The 14,613-nt window shown below is 72.2% G+C and carries 16 protein-coding genes; 7 read left to right on the forward strand and 9 right to left on the reverse strand.

Annotated elements, in window-relative coordinates; genetic code table 11:
- The first annotated feature begins 55 nt into the window (after window positions 1–55).
- On the forward strand, window positions 56–373 hold the full coding sequence (locus IR212_RS04870) for a thiamine-binding protein (RefSeq protein ID WP_194397851.1): 318 nt from the start codon (window positions 56–58) through the stop codon (window positions 371–373).
- Window positions 374–413: 40 nt separating this feature from the next.
- Complete coding sequence (locus IR212_RS04875) at window positions 414–1,178, forward strand: NUDIX hydrolase (RefSeq protein ID WP_194397852.1); 765 nt, start codon at window positions 414–416, stop codon at window positions 1,176–1,178.
- A gap of 24 nt (window positions 1,179–1,202) precedes the next feature.
- Here IR212_RS04875 and metX read toward each other — a convergent pair whose 3' ends face one another.
- Entirely contained in the window at window positions 1,203–2,408 is a 1,206-nt protein-coding gene (gene metX, locus IR212_RS04880; protein WP_194397853.1) for a homoserine O-acetyltransferase MetX, read from the reverse strand.
- Between the two features lie 103 nt (window positions 2,409–2,511).
- Here metX and IR212_RS04885 point away from each other — a divergent pair, with 103 nt between their 5' ends.
- Window positions 2,512–3,465: a prenyltransferase/squalene oxidase repeat-containing protein gene (locus tag IR212_RS04885; protein ID WP_194397854.1), complete on the forward strand. Its 954-nt coding sequence runs from the start codon at window positions 2,512–2,514 to the stop codon at window positions 3,463–3,465.
- 59 nt (window positions 3,466–3,524) lie between these two features.
- Here IR212_RS04885 and IR212_RS04890 read toward each other — a convergent pair whose 3' ends face one another.
- Complete coding sequence (locus IR212_RS04890; RefSeq protein WP_194397855.1) at window positions 3,525–4,847, reverse strand: bifunctional o-acetylhomoserine/o-acetylserine sulfhydrylase; 1,323 nt, start codon at window positions 4,845–4,847, stop codon at window positions 3,525–3,527.
- Between the two features lie 159 nt (window positions 4,848–5,006).
- Here IR212_RS04890 and IR212_RS04895 point away from each other — a divergent pair, with 159 nt between their 5' ends.
- From IR212_RS04895 to IR212_RS04910, 4 genes are read left to right on the forward strand one after another with little or no spacing between them, the layout of a single operon-like run.
- Complete coding sequence (locus IR212_RS04895) at window positions 5,007–5,795, forward strand: SDR family oxidoreductase (RefSeq protein WP_194397856.1); 789 nt, start codon at window positions 5,007–5,009, stop codon at window positions 5,793–5,795.
- Window positions 5,792–6,658, forward strand: a complete 867-nt coding sequence (locus tag IR212_RS04900) for an alanyl-tRNA editing protein (protein ID WP_194397857.1) — start codon at window positions 5,792–5,794, stop codon at window positions 6,656–6,658. Before IR212_RS04895 ends, IR212_RS04900 begins: the two co-directional genes overlap by 4 nt.
- Window position 6,659: 1 nt before the next feature.
- Window positions 6,660–7,352, forward strand: a complete 693-nt coding sequence (locus IR212_RS04905; RefSeq protein ID WP_194398530.1) for a uracil-DNA glycosylase — start codon at window positions 6,660–6,662, stop codon at window positions 7,350–7,352.
- 42 nt (window positions 7,353–7,394) lie between these two features.
- The gene (locus IR212_RS04910) at window positions 7,395–8,033 is read left to right on the forward strand and encodes a GNAT family N-acetyltransferase (protein ID WP_194397858.1); all 639 of its coding nucleotides are present in this window, start codon (window positions 7,395–7,397) and stop codon (window positions 8,031–8,033) included.
- A gap of 3 nt (window positions 8,034–8,036) precedes the next feature.
- Here IR212_RS04910 and IR212_RS04915 read toward each other — a convergent pair whose 3' ends face one another.
- The 7 genes from IR212_RS04915 to IR212_RS04945 form a co-directional block, all read right to left on the reverse strand.
- Window positions 8,037–8,402: a protealysin inhibitor emfourin gene (locus IR212_RS04915; protein ID WP_194397859.1), complete on the reverse strand. Its 366-nt coding sequence runs from the start codon at window positions 8,400–8,402 to the stop codon at window positions 8,037–8,039.
- Window positions 8,371–9,450: a M4 family metallopeptidase gene (locus IR212_RS04920; RefSeq protein ID WP_194397860.1), complete on the reverse strand. Its 1,080-nt coding sequence runs from the start codon at window positions 9,448–9,450 to the stop codon at window positions 8,371–8,373. The genes IR212_RS04915 and IR212_RS04920 overlap by 32 nt, the downstream gene beginning before the upstream one ends.
- 79 nt (window positions 9,451–9,529) lie before the next feature.
- Window positions 9,530–10,327, reverse strand: a complete 798-nt coding sequence (locus IR212_RS04925; RefSeq protein WP_194397861.1) for an ATP-binding cassette domain-containing protein — start codon at window positions 10,325–10,327, stop codon at window positions 9,530–9,532.
- Window positions 10,324–11,112, reverse strand: a complete 789-nt coding sequence (locus tag IR212_RS04930) for an ABC transporter ATP-binding protein (RefSeq protein WP_194397862.1) — start codon at window positions 11,110–11,112, stop codon at window positions 10,324–10,326. The genes IR212_RS04925 and IR212_RS04930 overlap by 4 nt, the downstream gene beginning before the upstream one ends.
- The gene (locus tag IR212_RS04935) at window positions 11,109–12,068 is read right to left on the reverse strand and encodes an ABC transporter permease (RefSeq protein WP_228479487.1); all 960 of its coding nucleotides are present in this window, start codon (window positions 12,066–12,068) and stop codon (window positions 11,109–11,111) included. Before IR212_RS04935 ends, IR212_RS04930 begins: the two co-directional genes overlap by 4 nt.
- A complete protein-coding gene (locus IR212_RS04940; protein WP_194397863.1) occupies window positions 12,065–13,015 on the reverse strand; it encodes an ABC transporter permease in 951 nt (316 codons plus the stop codon). The genes IR212_RS04935 and IR212_RS04940 overlap by 4 nt, the downstream gene beginning before the upstream one ends.
- A complete protein-coding gene (locus tag IR212_RS04945) occupies window positions 13,012–14,526 on the reverse strand; it encodes an ABC transporter substrate-binding protein (RefSeq protein ID WP_194397864.1) in 1,515 nt (504 codons plus the stop codon). The genes IR212_RS04940 and IR212_RS04945 overlap by 4 nt, the downstream gene beginning before the upstream one ends.
- Window positions 14,527–14,613 lie beyond the last annotated feature (87 nt).

The following is a 14,613-nucleotide window of genomic DNA, read 5'->3' on the forward strand; positions in this document are numbered from 1 at the left end:
CACCACCGCCGTCCCCGGCGCCCCGCGACCGTCATCCCGATCACCGGAGGTCCCCATGCTCGTCGCCTTCTCCGTCGCCCCGAGCGGCACCGGCCGCGCCGACGGCTCGGTCCACGACGCCGTCGCGGCTGCGGTCCAGGTGGTCCGCGACAGCGGGCTGCCGCACCGGACGACATCGATGTTCACCGAGGTCGAGGGGGAGTGGGACGAGGTCTTCGGCGTCGTCAAGCGCGCGACCGACGCCGTCCTCCCCTTCGGTTCGCGGGTGTCGCTCGTGCTCAAGGCCGACATCCGGCCCGGATACTCCGGCGAGCTGGACGGGAAGATCGAGCGCCTCGAGGCGGCCATCGACCGGCGCGCCGGCGACGAGTGAGGCCCGGCGCCGGCGACGCCGGACCGGATAGCGTGGACGGATGCCGCAGCCGACGCCCCCCGACCGCGCACTGCAGGCGCTGAGCGACTCGATCGGCGGCGCACGGACACGTCGACCGGAGGACGCCACCGATCCCGCGATCCCGGTCGCCGCGACGGTCGTGCTCCTGCGCGACGGCGCGGGGCCGCGCGGCGGGCTCGAGGTGCTCATGATGGAGCGTCCGGACCGGGGCTCGTTCGCCGGGGCGTGGGTATTCCCCGGCGGCAAGCTCGAAGCCGCCGACCGCGGTGCGGACGAGGGTGAACCCGAGGAGACGGTGGCCCGGCGCGCGGCGATCCGCGAGACACGTGAGGAGACCGGACTCATCGTCGACCCCCGGCCCGTGGTGACCCTCTCGTGCTGGGACCCGCCGCCGGGGCTGGCCCTGCGGATCCGCACCTGGTTCTTCCTGGCGACGGGCGCGACCGGGACCCTGGCTCCGGCGCCGGACGAGGTCGTCAGGGCGGAATGGATCCGCCCGGCGGACGCACTGGCCGACCACGGCCGCGGCGGATTCACACTGTACCCGCCGACATGGGTGACGCTTCACGGCCTCGCCCGGCACGACGACACCGCATCGGTCCTCGGCGCCGCTCGTGTCGGCGGGATCCAGCGCTTCGAGACGGTCGCCCGCCGCAGCGGCGACGGCCCGGTCCTGCTGTGGCACGGCGACGACGAGTATGAACCGGATGCCCCGGCCGAGGCATCCGGTTCCCGTCATCGCCTGGAGATCGGGTCGCTGCCGTGGCGCTACCAGCGCAGCTGAGCGACACGTCGGCCGGCCGGATGCTCAGGCGGCGAGGAGCCGTCGCAGGTGCGTGCCCACGGCGTGGGTCTCGATGAGGAAGCCGTCGTGGCCGAAGTCGCTCGTGAGCACGACGGCGCGATCACCGTCGAGCGTGCGGCGGATGCCGCGGGCGATCCGGTGCTGTCCGTCGATCGGGAAGAGCCGGTCGCTGTCGATGCCGAGCACGAGCGCCGTCGCGGTGACGCGCGCGAGGGCGTCGTCGACGCCGCCGCGGTCGCGGCCGACGTCATGGGAATTCATCGCCTCGACCAGCGTGATGTACGAGTTCGCGTCGAAGCGCCGCGTGAACTTGTTGCCGTGGAAGTCGAGGTAGGACTCGACGGCGAAGCGGCCGCCGTGCCCGAGCGGGCTGACGCCCGACTGCCAGGAGCGCTGGAACCGCTGGTTCAGCTCGGTGGGCGAGCGGTAGTTCAGCAGCGCCATGCGACGGGCCAGTGCGAGCCCGCGCGTGGGTCCGTCGCCGTCGGGGGCGTCGTAGTACTCGCCGCCCTGGAAGCGCGGGTCGATGCGGATGGCCTCCAGCTGCACCGAGTTCAGGGCGATCTGGTCGGCGGTGTTGACCGGCGGCGAGGAGAGGATCGCGACGCGCTGCACCCGGTCGGGTAGCGACACCGCCCACTCGAGGGCGTGCATCCCGCCCATCGATCCGCCGACGACCGCGGCCCACACGTCGATGCCGAGCGCGTCGGCCAGGCGCACCTGGGCGGCGACCTGATCACGGATGGTCAGGTACGGGAAGCGGGAGGCCCACTCGTAGCCGTCGGGACCGATCGATGCCGGCCCGGTCGAGCCCTGGCATCCGCCGAGCATGTTGGGTGCGACCACGAACCAGCGGTCGGTGTCGATCGGGCCGCCGGGACCGACGATGTCGTCCCACCAGCCCGACGTCGGGTGGCCCGCGCCTGCCGGACCCCGCACGTGGCTGTCGCCGGTGAGGGCGTGCAGCACGAGCACGGCGTTGTCGCGCGTCGCGTTCAGCTCGCCCCAGGTCTCATAGGCGAGGCGGTACGCCGGCAGCTCGCGACCGCCCTCGGTGCGGAAGGCGCCGAACGCGGCGAAGTGCCGGTCGCCAGGCGGGTCGCCGTCCCGCCACGCTCCCGTGGCAGGCGGGCGGCCGCGCAGCAGGCGGGCGTCGGCCTCCGTGACCGGCGCGCTGGGCACCGTGTCTTCGGAGGTCTGCCAGTCCATCGGTCCATTCTCGCGTGCCGGGTCGCCGGCCGGCCGTGTGTTACGGGGCTACGGCGTCGCCGCACCGGTCGTCGTGTCTTCGGGTCGGTCTAGCATTCCCGGCATGGACGTCATCGAGTACCTCATGACCGGGGATCCGGCCATCCGCTGGCAGGTGATGCGCGACCTGACGGACGCGGCACCAGACGAGGTCGCGGCCGAGCGATCACGCGTGGCGACCGAGGGGTGGGGCGCGGCACTGCTCGCCGAGCAGGGCGACGACGGACTGTGGGACGGCGGAACGTATCGCCCGGGGTGGATCGACGAGAACCGTCCCTTCTTCGACGCATGGACGGCGACCCACTTCTCGCTGCAGTCGCTCGCCGAGTACGGGGCCGACCCCGCGGCGGAGCCGGTGCGCCGCGCCGTCGACCGCGCCGCAGGGAGCGCCCGCTGGGAGTACAACGGCGCCCCCTACTTCGACGGCGAGGTCGAGCCGTGCATCAACGGCATCGCGCTCGCCGTCGGCGCGTACTTCTCACGGGATGCGGCGCCGATCGCCGAGACGCTCCTGGCGACGCAGCACTCCGACGGAGGGTGGAACTGCTGGGAGGACGACACGGCGAGACCCAGCTCCTTCCACTCCACCATCTGCGCGCTCGAAGGACTGTGGGCATGGGAGCAGGTCGCCGAGGCGAGCGACGAGCACCGCGCCGCCCGCCGTCGCGGCGAGGAGTATCTGCTCGAGCGCCGGCTGTTCCGCCGCAAGTCCGACGGCACCGTGCCGGACCTCCGCATGACCATGATCTCGGTGCCGTGGCGCTGGTTCTACGACGTGCTGCGCGGCCTGGAGTACTTCCGCCTCGCCCGGCCCGAGCGCGACGAGCGCTGCGCCGATGCGATCGAGCTGCTGCGCGAGAAGCGTCTCGACAGTGGGCTGTTCCCGTTCGAGAATCACCACGAGGGCCCGGTGCTGTTCACGATGGAGGGGGAGCACGACGGCTTCCCGAGCCGGTGGGCGACCCTGCGCGCCCTGCGGGTGCTGCGCTGGTGGGACGACGCGCCGGCGCTGACGTGACCAAGACGCGGATGCCTCGACCCGCGTGGGTCGAGGCATCCGCGTCTCGGGATCCTCGGTCAGGCGCGCGCGGCCTCCGACACGCGCCGTGCGGCGGCGAGAGCCTGCTCGAGGTCGGCCTTGAGGTCCTCGATGTTCTCGAGGCCCACCGACAGCCGCACCAGGCCGGGCGTCACGCCCGTGGTCAGCTGCTGCTCGGGGGTGAGCTGCGAGTGCGTGGTCGAGGCGGGGTGGATGACGAGCGAGCGCACGTCGCCGATGTTGGCCAGGTGGCTGAACAGGGTGAGCGAGTTGACGAACTCGCGTCCCGCCTCGACGCCGCCCTTGAGCTCGAACGACAGCACCGCGCCCACGCCCTTCGGGGCGTACTCGTTGGCCGCGGCGTACCACGGCGAGGTGGGCAGGCCCGAGTAGTTCACCGAGGCGACGTCGGAGTGGTTCTCGAGCCACTCGGCGATCTCCTGGGCGTTCTGCACGTGGCGCTCCACCCGCAGTGACAGGGTCTCGATGCCCTGGATGAGCAGCCAGGCGCTGTTCGGCGAGATGGCCGAGCCGAGGTCGCGCAGCAGCTGCACGCGCGCCTTGATGATGTACGCCAGGCCGTCGCCGACCGCCGCGGTGTACGACGCGCCGTGGTACGACGGGTCGGGCACGGTGAGCCCCGGGAACCTGTCGACGTTCTGAGACCACGGGAAGGTGCCGCCGTCGACGATCACGCCGCCGATCGTGGTGCCGTGGCCGCCGAGGAACTTCGTCGCGGAGTGCACCACGATGTCGGCGCCGTGCTCGAACGGCTTGATGAGGTACGGGGTCGCGATGGTGTTGTCGACGATCAGCGGCACGCCGTTCTCGTGCGCGATGTCGGCGACGGCGCGGATGTCGAGCACGTTGATCTTCGGGTTGCCGATGGTCTCGGCGAAGAAGAGCTTGGTGTTCGGGCGCACCGCGCGGCGCCATTCGTCGGCGTCGTCCTGGTTCTCGACGAAGGTCGTCTCGATGCCGAGCTTGGCGAGCGTGTACTTGAACAGGTTGTAGGTGCCGCCGTAGATCGAGCTCGACGACACGATGTGGTCGCCGGCCTCGGCGATGTTCAGCACCGCGAAGGTCGCCGCGGCCTGGCCGCTCGCCAGGAGCAGGGCGCCGGTGCCGCCTTCGAGGGCTGCGAGGCGCTCTTCGACGACCGCCTGCGTGGGGTTCTGGATGCGCGTGTAGATGTTGCCGAACTCGGCCAGGGCGAAGAGGTTCGCCGCGTGGTCGGCGTTGTCGAAGACGTACGACGTGGTCTGGTAGATCGGCGTCGCGCGAGCCTTCGTCACCGGGTCGGGCTGGGCTCCGGAGTGGATCTGCTTGGTCTCGAAACGCCAGTTCTCGGGTGCGGACATCGCGTGCTCCTGCGGGTTCGGATGCCGGAAGCAGGCGCCCCCAGCCGGGTTCGAGAGTACGGAGGAGGGCGGCTTGTCAACAACGCCGGGGAAATGGGACGTAACGAGCGAGCGGCCGCGGGATGCGGGAGCGGTGTGCCGGGTGGGTAGCGTGGAGCCATGGCGAACAGACGTGCTGTGGTGACCGGGGCGAGTTCGGGGATCGGAGAGGCGGCGGTGCGCGCGCTGCGGGCGACCGGCTGGGACGTGGTGGGGGTGGCGCGCCGCGCCGACCGCCTGGCCGCGCTCGAGGCCGAGACGGGCGCGGTCGCCTTCGCCGCCGACCTGACGACGGATGCCGATGTGGAGGCCCTCGCCGATTTCCTTGCCCGCTCCGGCCCGGTGCACGCCCTCGTGCACGTCGCGGGCGGCGCCCGCGGCACCGACCGCGTCGAGGACGGGCGGGTCGAGGACTGGCAGTGGATGTTCGAGGTGAACGTGCTGTCGGCTCAGCGGCTCGTGGCGGCGCTGCTCCCGCAGCTGCGCCGCGCCGCGGCATCCGACGGCCACGCCGACACGGTCTTCGTGACCTCGACCGCGGCGCAGAACGCCTACGCGGGAGGCGCCGGCTACAACGCCGCCAAGGCGGGGGAGGCGATGCTCGCCCACGCACTGCGCCTCGAGCTGAACGGGGAGCCGATCCGCGTCGTCGAGATCGCACCCGGGATGGTGCACACGCCCGAGTTCACGCTGAACCGCCTGGGCGGCGACAGCGTCGCCGCCGAGCGCGTCTACGAGGGCGTCGGCCAGCCGCTCACCGCCGAGGACGTCGCCGACGTGATCGCGTACGCGCTCAACGCCCCCGGTCACGTGAACCTGGACCTGGTCACGATGCGTCCCGTGGCTCAGTCCGCGCAGCACCTGCTGGCGCGCGGTCCGCTGCGTCCGCGTGGCGTGGACGCACCGTGACCGTCCGGCACGGCACCGTCGTCACCTACCCGGCCGGGGCGACCGGGTCCCACGGCAGCGTGGTGCACGTCGCACCTGCCGGCGACGGGCGCACCGCCGTCATCCTCGACCGGACGGCGTTCCACCCCGTCGACACGGCGTGGGCCGACCAGCCCGCCGACCGGGGCGTGCTGCGCATCGACGACGCGGAGCTGGCGGTGGTGGATGCGGTGGTCGGCGCGACGCAGGGCGAGCAGCTGCTGCTCGGCCGGGACGTCCCGGTGCGCACCGGAACCGAGGGTTGGACATTCGTCGTGGCCCACGTCGTGGAGGGGGACGGGGTGACCACCGGAGCGACAGCGGAGGTTCGGGTGGATGCCGCCCACCGCGCGGCGCTCTCGCTCGGCCACACGGCATGCCACCTCGCGTCGCTCGCGCTGGATGCGGCGCTCGCCGATGCGTGGCGCAAGACCGCGCCCCTCGACGCCCTCGGGGCGCCGGCGTTCGACGCGCTGGCGATCCAGGAGTCGCGCATCCTCCCCGACGGCTCGCGGGACGTCTACCGCATCGGCAGGTCGCTGCGGCGCAAGGGATTCGACCCGGGAGCGCTCGACGACCTGGGCGCCCTCGCCGCTCGCGTGGACGCGCAGCTGGCGGCCTGGGTCGGGGCCGACGGAGCCGTGCGCATCGAGGCCGACGGCGAGCAGCTCGCCGACCGGCGGACGTGGGTGTGTGAGCTCCCCGGGACCGAGGTCCGCATCCCGTGCGGCGGGACGCACGTCTCGTCCCTCGCCGAGATCGGGGCGGTGACCGTGTCGTTCGAGGCGACGGCGGTCGAGGGCGGCTCCGAGCTCGTGATGACCACGATGGCCGTGCGTGCCTGACATGGCGATGACCCTGCCCGAGCTCGCCGGCGCGGGCCTGATCGACGCCGACTGGTCGGTGGCACTGGATCCGGTGGCCGGCGACATCGCTGCGCTCGGCGACCGGCTGCGGTCCCAGGTCGCGGCGGGACGCCACTACCTCCCGGCCGGAGACCTCGTCCTCCGCGCCTTCCAGCGCCCGCTGCGCGACGTCAAGGTGCTCATCGTCGGGCAGGACCCGTACCCCACGCCGGGGCATCCGATCGGTCTCTCATTCGCCGTGGACGCGCACGTGCGTCCGCTCCCGCGCAGCCTGGCCAACATCTACCGCGAGCTCGAGGACGACCTCGGCATCCCTCGGGCGGCCCACGGCGACCTGTCGGCCTGGAGCGACCAGGGCGTCATGCTCCTCAACCGGGTGCTCACCGTCGCGCCCGGGGCGCCGGCGTCCCACCGCGGCTGGGGGTGGGAGAAGGTCACGGAGCATGCCATCCGCACGCTTGCCGCCCGCGACCGGCCGCTGGTGGCGATCCTGTGGGGGAGGGATGCGGCGAACCTGCGTCCGCTGCTGGGCGCCACCCCCGTCATCGAGTCCGCGCACCCGTCGCCGCTGTCGGCGAGCCGCGGATTCTTCGGCTCGCGGCCGTTCTCGCGTGCGAACGAGCTGCTCTCGGCGCAGGGAGCCGAGCCGGTGGACTGGCGGCTGCCCGCGTAGGCTCGTGCCCGGGCCACATCGAGCCGCAGACCAGGAGGGCGCATGCTCGAGGAGGAATACGATAAGGACCGCCGGCGCCTGCCGCGCCATCTGCAGCGGCAGCCCGAGCCGGAGCGGCCCTTCTCGTTCCGCATCCGCCCCGTGGAGGACTGGGACATCCCCGACATCCGCGAGATCTACAACCACTACGTCACCAACTCCGTGGTGACCTTCGACGAAGACACCTGGTCGGTGTCGCAGTGGCGCAGGAAGCGGGATCACCTGCGGCGCCTCGGCCTGCCCTTCCTCGTCGCGGAGTCGCCGTCCGGCCAGATCCTCGGGTACGCCCTCGTCCAGCCGATGTCGAGCAAATCAGCCTACCGGTTCTCGGTGGAGAACTCGATCTACCTGGGGCAGGCCGCCACGGGCAAGGGCCTCGGTCGCGCCCTGCTGGAGGCGCTGATCGAGGCCTGCGAGGAAGCCGGCATCCGCCAGATGGTCGCCGTCATCAGCGACAAGGGCGCCGAGGGGTCGGTGGCGCTGCACGAGAAGCTCGGGTTCGTCGAGGTCGGCCGCATGGGCCGTGTGGGATTCAAGTTCGGCCGCTGGCTGGGCACCATCTACCTGCAGAAGTCGCTGAACCCGAAGAAGGGTGCGGGGCGCAAGGCCGCAACCCCGAAGCGGGGCCTCTTCGGGCGCTGAATCTCAGCGCCCGCGCCGCTGCGTGCTGGTCGGCCTCCCGCTCCAGTCGCGCACCGCGTCGACGAGCTCACGCCACGCCCCGACCAGCTCGTCGTCCGGGACCTCGGCCTCGCGGGCGTCGTCGGAGCCCGTCCAGCTGGCCCGGATGAGCCACACGAAGCCATCCGGCACCGGCGGCCGGCCCGAGTCGACGGCGATCTCCGTCCACGGACAGCGATCGATGAGCGTGCGCCACGCGGGCGCCTCGGCAGCGGGCGGCTGCGCCGACCACCGCCTGGTCATTCCCGCGACGCCGCCGGTGCGGGCCACGTCGATCTCGAGAGCGGGGCGCCCGCCCTCAGAGCCCGGTGGGCTGCTCGTTCGGGTCATCCGAGATCACCCCGACGCTCGTCCAGCCGGCGCGGACGGCGTCGACCTCCTCCGAGTCCTCACCGTACTCCGCGCCGGCCGCCGAGATGGTGGCTCGCGCGAACGTGGTGAAGTCCGCCGTGGCGGGCACCGTGCCACTGGTGAGCGTGCGGTACCAGATGAGCCCGGCTCGCTCCCACGCGTGGCCGCCGAGGGCCGCTGCGGCGAGGTAGAACGCGTGGTTGGGGATGCCGGAGTTGATGTGCACGCCGCCGTTGTCGTCACGGGTCACGACGAAGTCCCGCATGTGGGCCGGCTGCGGGTCCTTGCCCAGCACGTCGTCGTCGTAGGCCGTGCCGGGTGCGGCGAGCGAGCGGAGCGCGTGGCCCTGCACCGCCGGCGTGAAGATGCCCTCCCCGATGAGCCAGCCGGCGGTCTCGACGGTCTGGCCTTGGCGGTGCTGCTCCGCGAGCGCGCCGAAGACGTCGGCGACGGACTCATTGAGCGCGCCGGACTGGCCGCGGTAGAGCAGCCCGCCCTCGTCCTCGATGACGCCGTGGGCCAGCTCGTGGGCGATGACGCTCAGGGAGGCGGTGAAGCCGGTGAAGACCTCGCCGTCGCCGTCACCGAACACCATCCGCTCGCCGTTCCAGAACGCGTTGTCGTAGTCGCGCCCGTAATGGACCGTGGCCAGCAGGGCGCTGCCCGTCCCGCTGATGCTGTCGCGGCGGTACGCATCCCAGAAGAAGTCGAATGTCGCGCCGAGGCCGTCGAACGCCTCGTCGACCGAGGCGTCGCCCGTCGCCGGGTCGTCCTCCCCGCGCACGCGGACGCCCGGCAGACTCTCTCGCTGTTGCGCGTCCGAGATCTCTCGGTCGGGCGCCGGCGTCGCCTCGGCGACCAGGGTGCCCGGCTCCTCGATCGACAGGCGCAGACGCGACCGCACCGGCCGGTACTCCCGGGGGGCGGCGAGGGTGGCGCGGGCGGCTTGCGCCGCCTTGGCCCAGCCCTCCTCCTGCACGGCGGCGATGCGGGCGAGGAGATACGGCGGGACGATTCCGGGGACCATGGCTTTGAACCTAATGCCGTCCGCCGACGTGCCGCCGTCACCCCACGCCGCCGCCGGGTGGCCGGGTCCGCCGGGACGGTCAGGCGGGACCGGCGTCGACGACCGGAATGGATGCCAGCAGCCGGCGGGTGTACGACACCTGCGGCTGCAGCAGCACCTTCTCGGTGGGTCCCTCCTCGACGATGCGCCCGTCCTTCATCACGACCACCTCGTCGCAGAGATTCTGCACGACCCCGATGTCGTGCGACACGAGCAGCAGGGTGAGCCCGTCCCGCGCGCGCAGCCGGCCGAGCAGCTCGAGGATCTGCGCGCGCACGGTCACGTCGAGGGCCGACAGCGGTTCGTCGCCCACCAGCAGGCGCGGCCGGTGCACGATGGCCCGGGCGAGCGCGATCCGCTGTCGCTGGCCCCCCGAGAACTCGTGGGGGAACCGCTCCGCCATCGCCGCGTCCAGCCCGACGTCCTCCAGCACCTCGCGCACGCGGGCGCGGCGGTCGCCGTGCACGCCGAGCGCCCACAGCGGCTCGCCCACGATCCGGCCCACGCTCATGCGCGGGTCGAGCGAGGCGTAGGGATCCTGGAACACGATGCCCGTCTGCCTCCGCAGCCAGTGCAGCGACCGCGCCGAGGCTTTGGCGTCCACCGCTCGGCCGTCGAACGTCACCGCCCCCCCGGTCGGCGCATCGAGGGCCAGCAGCAGTCTCACCAGGGTCGACTTGCCCGAGCCCGACTCGCCGATGATCCCCATCGCCGACCCCTCGCGCACGTCGATGTCGGCATCTTCCAGCCCTGTGGTGAACCTGCGCCGTTCGAACAGCCGGCTCTTCGGGGCGGGATAGTGGCGGGTGAGCCCTCTGCCGCTGATCAGGGGGTTCACGCTGCGCCGCCCGGACGCCACAGCGTGGCGGTCGCATCCCGCAGCAGGCCCTGCGTGACGGCGGATGCCGGAGCCGACAGCAGCTGGGCCACCGGCGCCTCCTCCACGACGCGCCCCCGCTCGAGCACGACGCCGTGCGTCGCGATCTGCGACAGCACCGCGAGGTCGTGGGTGATGAACACCAGCGACATGCCGTCGTCGCGCACGAGCGAGAGCAGCAGGTCGAGGATGCCGGCCTGGATGGTGACGTCCAGCGCCGTGGTCGGCTCGTCGGCGATCAGCAGGCGGGGACGGCAGGCGAGCGCCGTGGCGATCGCGACGCGCTGACGCTGGCCCCCGGAGAGCTGGTGCGGATAGCGCGAGACGATGCGCTCGGGGTCGGGGAGGGCGACACGGGCGGCCTCGGTGACAGCCCGGGCGGCGGCATCCCGCTTCGACAGTCCCTCGTGGATGCGCACCGACTCGGCGATCTGGCGGCCGACCGTGCGGATGGGGTTGAGCGCCGTGCGGGGCTCCTGGAACACGATCCCGATCTCGTCGCCGCGCAGCTGCGCCAGCTCGGCGTCCGGAAGGCCGAGCAGCTCACGGCCGTTCCACGTGACGCTTCCGGAGGTCTCTGCGCCGTCGGGCAGCAGCCCGAGGATCGCGAGGGCGGTGAGCGATTTTCCGGAGCCCGACTCGCCGATCAGCCCGATGCGGGCGCCGTCGGGGACGGCGAAGGACACGCCGTCGACCAGCCGGCGGCCGCCGATCTCGACGGTGAGCTCCCGCACCTCGAGGGTCACGAGACCACCTCCGGGATGTGCAGGCGCGCCCGCCGGGTCGCGAACGGGCTGCGCGAGAGCGTCGGATCGGTCGCCTCGCGCAGACCATCGCCCAGGAGGTTGAGCCCCAGCACGGTGAGCGTGATGGCCAGACCCGGCCACACCACCGACAGCGGATGCACCGTGATGAACTGCTGCAGCTCGGCCAGGAGCAGGCCCCACGAGGGCTCGGTCACCGGTGCGCCGAAGCCGAGGTACGAAAGACCGGCCTCGGCCAGGACCGCCACCGCCATGGCCCACGACAGCTGCACGATGAAGACCGGCGCGACGTTGGGCAGAAGGTGCCGCCACAGGTTCTGCGCGGGCGTGAGGCCGCAGGCCCGGCCGGCGAGCACGAAGTCGCTGTGCAGCACCCGCCGCAGCTCCGGCCGGGTCACGCGCGCGATGTTGACGCCGAAGCCGATGCCGACAGCCCAGATCACGACCCACAGCGACCCGCCCCAGACCGCGGCGATCATCATGGCGATGATGAGCACGGGGAACGCGATCAGGATGTCCACGAGGACCGCGACGGACTCCCGCACCCACCGCGCGGTCAGCGCGCCGAGTGCTGCGAGCGCGATGCCGATCACGGTGGCGACCAGCCCCGCGCCCACGGCGACCACGACCGTCGTGCGGGCGCCCGCCATCACCAGGCTCAGGATGTCGCGACCTGCCCCGTCGGTGCCGAGCAGGTGCGGCCATCCCGGCGGCGACCAGCGGCCCGAGATGTCGACCTGCTGCGGGTCGAACGGCGTCCAGAACCGCGCCACGACGGCGGTGACGACGACGACGCCGACGACGATCAGCCCGAACCTCCCGGTCGACAGCGCCCACAGTCGCGGGAGCCACGCCCACCGCGAGCGGCGCCGAGCCGGAGCGGCTGCGGCGGGAGCGGCATCCGCGCTTCCGGGATCCGTGCTCGTGGAAGGGATCATGTCGCCTCTCGCTGCCGGGGGTCGATGCCGCGATGCACGAGGTCGACCACGAAGCCCACGACGAGCACGAAGCCGGTGAGTGCCAGCAGCTCGCCCTGCACCATCGGCAGGTCGCGCGCGGCGACGTCGGCGACGAGCATGCGACCGATGCCGGGCAGCGAGAACAGCTGCTCGATGACGACCGCGCCGACGATGATTCCCGCGACCTGAAGGCCCAGCACCGTGATGACCGACAGGCCGACGACCGGCAGGCCGTGGCGGATGAGCGCTTGATCGCGGGTGAGACCCTTCGCGGCGGCGGTGCGGACGAAGTCCTGCCCGACGGCCTGCAGCGTGGCGCTGCGCACGAATCGCAGCAGCATCGCGCCCTCGACGATGCCGATGGTCAGCGCCGGCAGGATGAGCGCCCGCAGCGCCGCGGCGGGGTCGTCCCACCCTGCCCGCGGGAACCCCTGCGCCGGCAGCCACCCGAGCCACACCGCGAAGACGACCACGAGCATCATGCCCGCCCAGACCACCGGCACCGCGGCGAGCGCCTGCGCGCCGACGCTGAGCGCCGTCCCCTCGGCGCGGCCGCGGCGCATCGCCGACAGCACGCCTAGCGGCACGCTGATGACGACGGCGATGAGCAGCGAGAGCACTCCCAGCGGGACCGTCACCTCGGCCTTCTGCGCGAGCTGGTCGACGACCCTCGAGCCGGTGAGGAGCGAGGTGCCGAGGTCGCCGCGGAAGAGTCCGCCGATCCACTCCAGGTACTGCGCCGGCAGCGGGCGGTCAAGGCCCAGGCGCTCACGGATCGCGTCCTGCTGGGCGGGGGTGGAGCCGACCCCGGCGATCACCGAGGCGACGTCTCCGGGAAGCACGCGGAGCGTCACGAAGATCAGCACGCTGGCGACGAGGAGCCCGAGCAGGAGCAGGGCGAATCGGGTCAGCGCGTAGCGGATCACCCGTTGCTCTTGGCGATCTCGGCGACGTCGAGGCGCTCGTTCACATTGATCGAGGGCATACCGGTGATGTTAGTGCCGACCGCGATCACCGAGGCGCCGTTGTAGAGCCAGTCCGCCGCGTGATCCTCGGCGACGATGCGGGCGGCATCCTGCAGCAGGTCGGCCGCCTCGGCTTCGTCGGTCGCCGCGAGGGACTGCGCGTAAAGCTCCTGCACCTCGGGGTTGTCGTAGGTGAAGTAGTAGTCCGGGTTCGCCCAGTTCTCGAAGTCGCGGGCCTCGGTGTGCAGGACGAAGCTGAGGTCGTAGTCCTGGTTCGTGTACACGTCGGTGAGCCAGGTGGTGAAATCCACCGACTCCACCTCGAGCGTGATGCCGACCTCGTCCAGGTCCGACACGAGGATCTGCGGGATGGTGGTCGGGTAGAAGTTGGGGATGGTCAGCGTCAGCTCGAGGTCGTCGGCGCCGGCCTCCTCCAGGAGGGCGCGGGCCGCCTCGGGGTCGTACGGCGCGACGTCGGAGAGGTCCTCGTAGCCGGGATCGAGCTCGGGGATGGGGCCGTACTGCGTCTGGCCCGCCGCGAGGGCCTCCACGATGGCGTCGTGGTCGATGGCCTGCCGGATCGCCTGGCGCACCCGCTTGTCCTCCAGCGGGCTGCCGTCGGTCTGGTTGAAGGCGAGCGTGCCCTTGTCGGTCGACTGACCGAGGACCATCGCGAAGTCGCCGTTCGCCTCGACCTGCTCGCGCAGGTTCGCATCGAAGCCCGTCAGCACGTCGATCTCGCCGGCGAGGGCCGCGTTGAGGGCCGCCTGGTTGTCGGGGATGTAGTCGAAGACCACCTCGGCGGCGCCGGACGGGTCGCCCCAGTAGGCCTCGTTGCGCGTGAAGGTGATGCTGTCGCCCTGCCGCCAGTCGGCCAGCACGAAGGGCCCCGTGCCGTTGGCGCCGGTCTGATAGTCGACGGTGTCGCCCTCCTTCAGGACGATGCCCGCGCGGCCGGTGAGGTTCCACAGCAGAGTGGAGTCAGGGTCGCTGAGGGTGAGGATGACGTCCTGACCGTCCGCCTCGATCGTCGAGACGTTCGCGAGGCGGGCCGAGTCACGCCACTCCGGGGTGTCACGCCGCGTGGTCAGCGACCACACCACGTCCTGCGGGGTGAGCTGCTGGCCGTCGTGGAAGGTGACGCCCTCGCGCACCGTGAACGTGTAGGTGAGACCGTCGGGCGAGACGGTCCAGTCGCTGGCCAGCGCCGGCACGATGTCCTGCTCGGGGGTGCGCGCCACGAGCCCCTGATAGATGTTGTCGACGAGGATCTGGTCCAGGGCCGACCCCGCCGTCTCCCGGATGTCGAGGTTGCCCGGCTCCAGCACGAGGCGGATCGCCACTGAGGCGTCGGGATCAGGCTCGCCGACCGCCGTGGGGGTCGGCTGCGCGCCGCCGCCGCTGCAGGCGGTCAGCGCGAGCCCGCCGGCAACCAGCAGGGATGCCGCGACGAGGGAGGTGCGACGGAGCATGGAGGTCCTTTCGGGGAGGGGCCCGCGTGCTGCGGTGGACCGTTCTGTGGGGACGGTCGGGCGGATATCAGCCTAGGGACATCGCGT

Origin of the sequence: Microbacterium atlanticum, from assembly GCF_015277815.1 — a bacterium.
GTDB classification, from domain to species: domain Bacteria; phylum Actinomycetota; class Actinomycetes; order Actinomycetales; family Microbacteriaceae; genus Microbacterium; species Microbacterium atlanticum.

What these genes read in the sequence shown, in the direction of transcription:
- IR212_RS04920 (WP_194397860.1), bottom strand. Translation starts at nt 9,450, where the DNA reads ATGGTCCCCGGAATCGTCCCGCCGTATCTCCTCGCCCGCATCGCCGCC.
- IR212_RS04895 (WP_194397856.1), top strand. Translation starts at nt 5,007, where the DNA reads ATGGCGAACAGACGTGCTGTGGTGACCGGGGCGAGTTCGGGGATCGGA.
- IR212_RS04935 (WP_228479487.1), bottom strand. Translation starts at nt 12,068, where the DNA reads ATGATCCCTTCCACGAGCACGGATCCCGGAAGCGCGGATGCCGCTCCC.
- IR212_RS04910 (WP_194397858.1), top strand. Translation starts at nt 7,395, where the DNA reads ATGCTCGAGGAGGAATACGATAAGGACCGCCGGCGCCTGCCGCGCCAT.
- metX (WP_194397853.1), bottom strand. Translation starts at nt 2,408, where the DNA reads ATGGACTGGCAGACCTCCGAAGACACGGTGCCCAGCGCGCCGGTCACG.
- IR212_RS04870 (WP_194397851.1), top strand. Translation starts at nt 56, where the DNA reads ATGCTCGTCGCCTTCTCCGTCGCCCCGAGCGGCACCGGCCGCGCCGAC.
- IR212_RS04905 (WP_194398530.1), top strand. Translation starts at nt 6,660, where the DNA reads ATGGCGATGACCCTGCCCGAGCTCGCCGGCGCGGGCCTGATCGACGCC.
- IR212_RS04945 (WP_194397864.1), bottom strand. Translation starts at nt 14,526, where the DNA reads ATGCTCCGTCGCACCTCCCTCGTCGCGGCATCCCTGCTGGTTGCCGGC.
- IR212_RS04885 (WP_194397854.1), top strand. Translation starts at nt 2,512, where the DNA reads ATGGACGTCATCGAGTACCTCATGACCGGGGATCCGGCCATCCGCTGG.
- IR212_RS04875 (WP_194397852.1), top strand. Translation starts at nt 414, where the DNA reads ATGCCGCAGCCGACGCCCCCCGACCGCGCACTGCAGGCGCTGAGCGAC.
- IR212_RS04915 (WP_194397859.1), bottom strand. Translation starts at nt 8,402, where the DNA reads ATGACCCGAACGAGCAGCCCACCGGGCTCTGAGGGCGGGCGCCCCGCT.
- IR212_RS04890 (WP_194397855.1), bottom strand. Translation starts at nt 4,847, where the DNA reads ATGTCCGCACCCGAGAACTGGCGTTTCGAGACCAAGCAGATCCACTCC.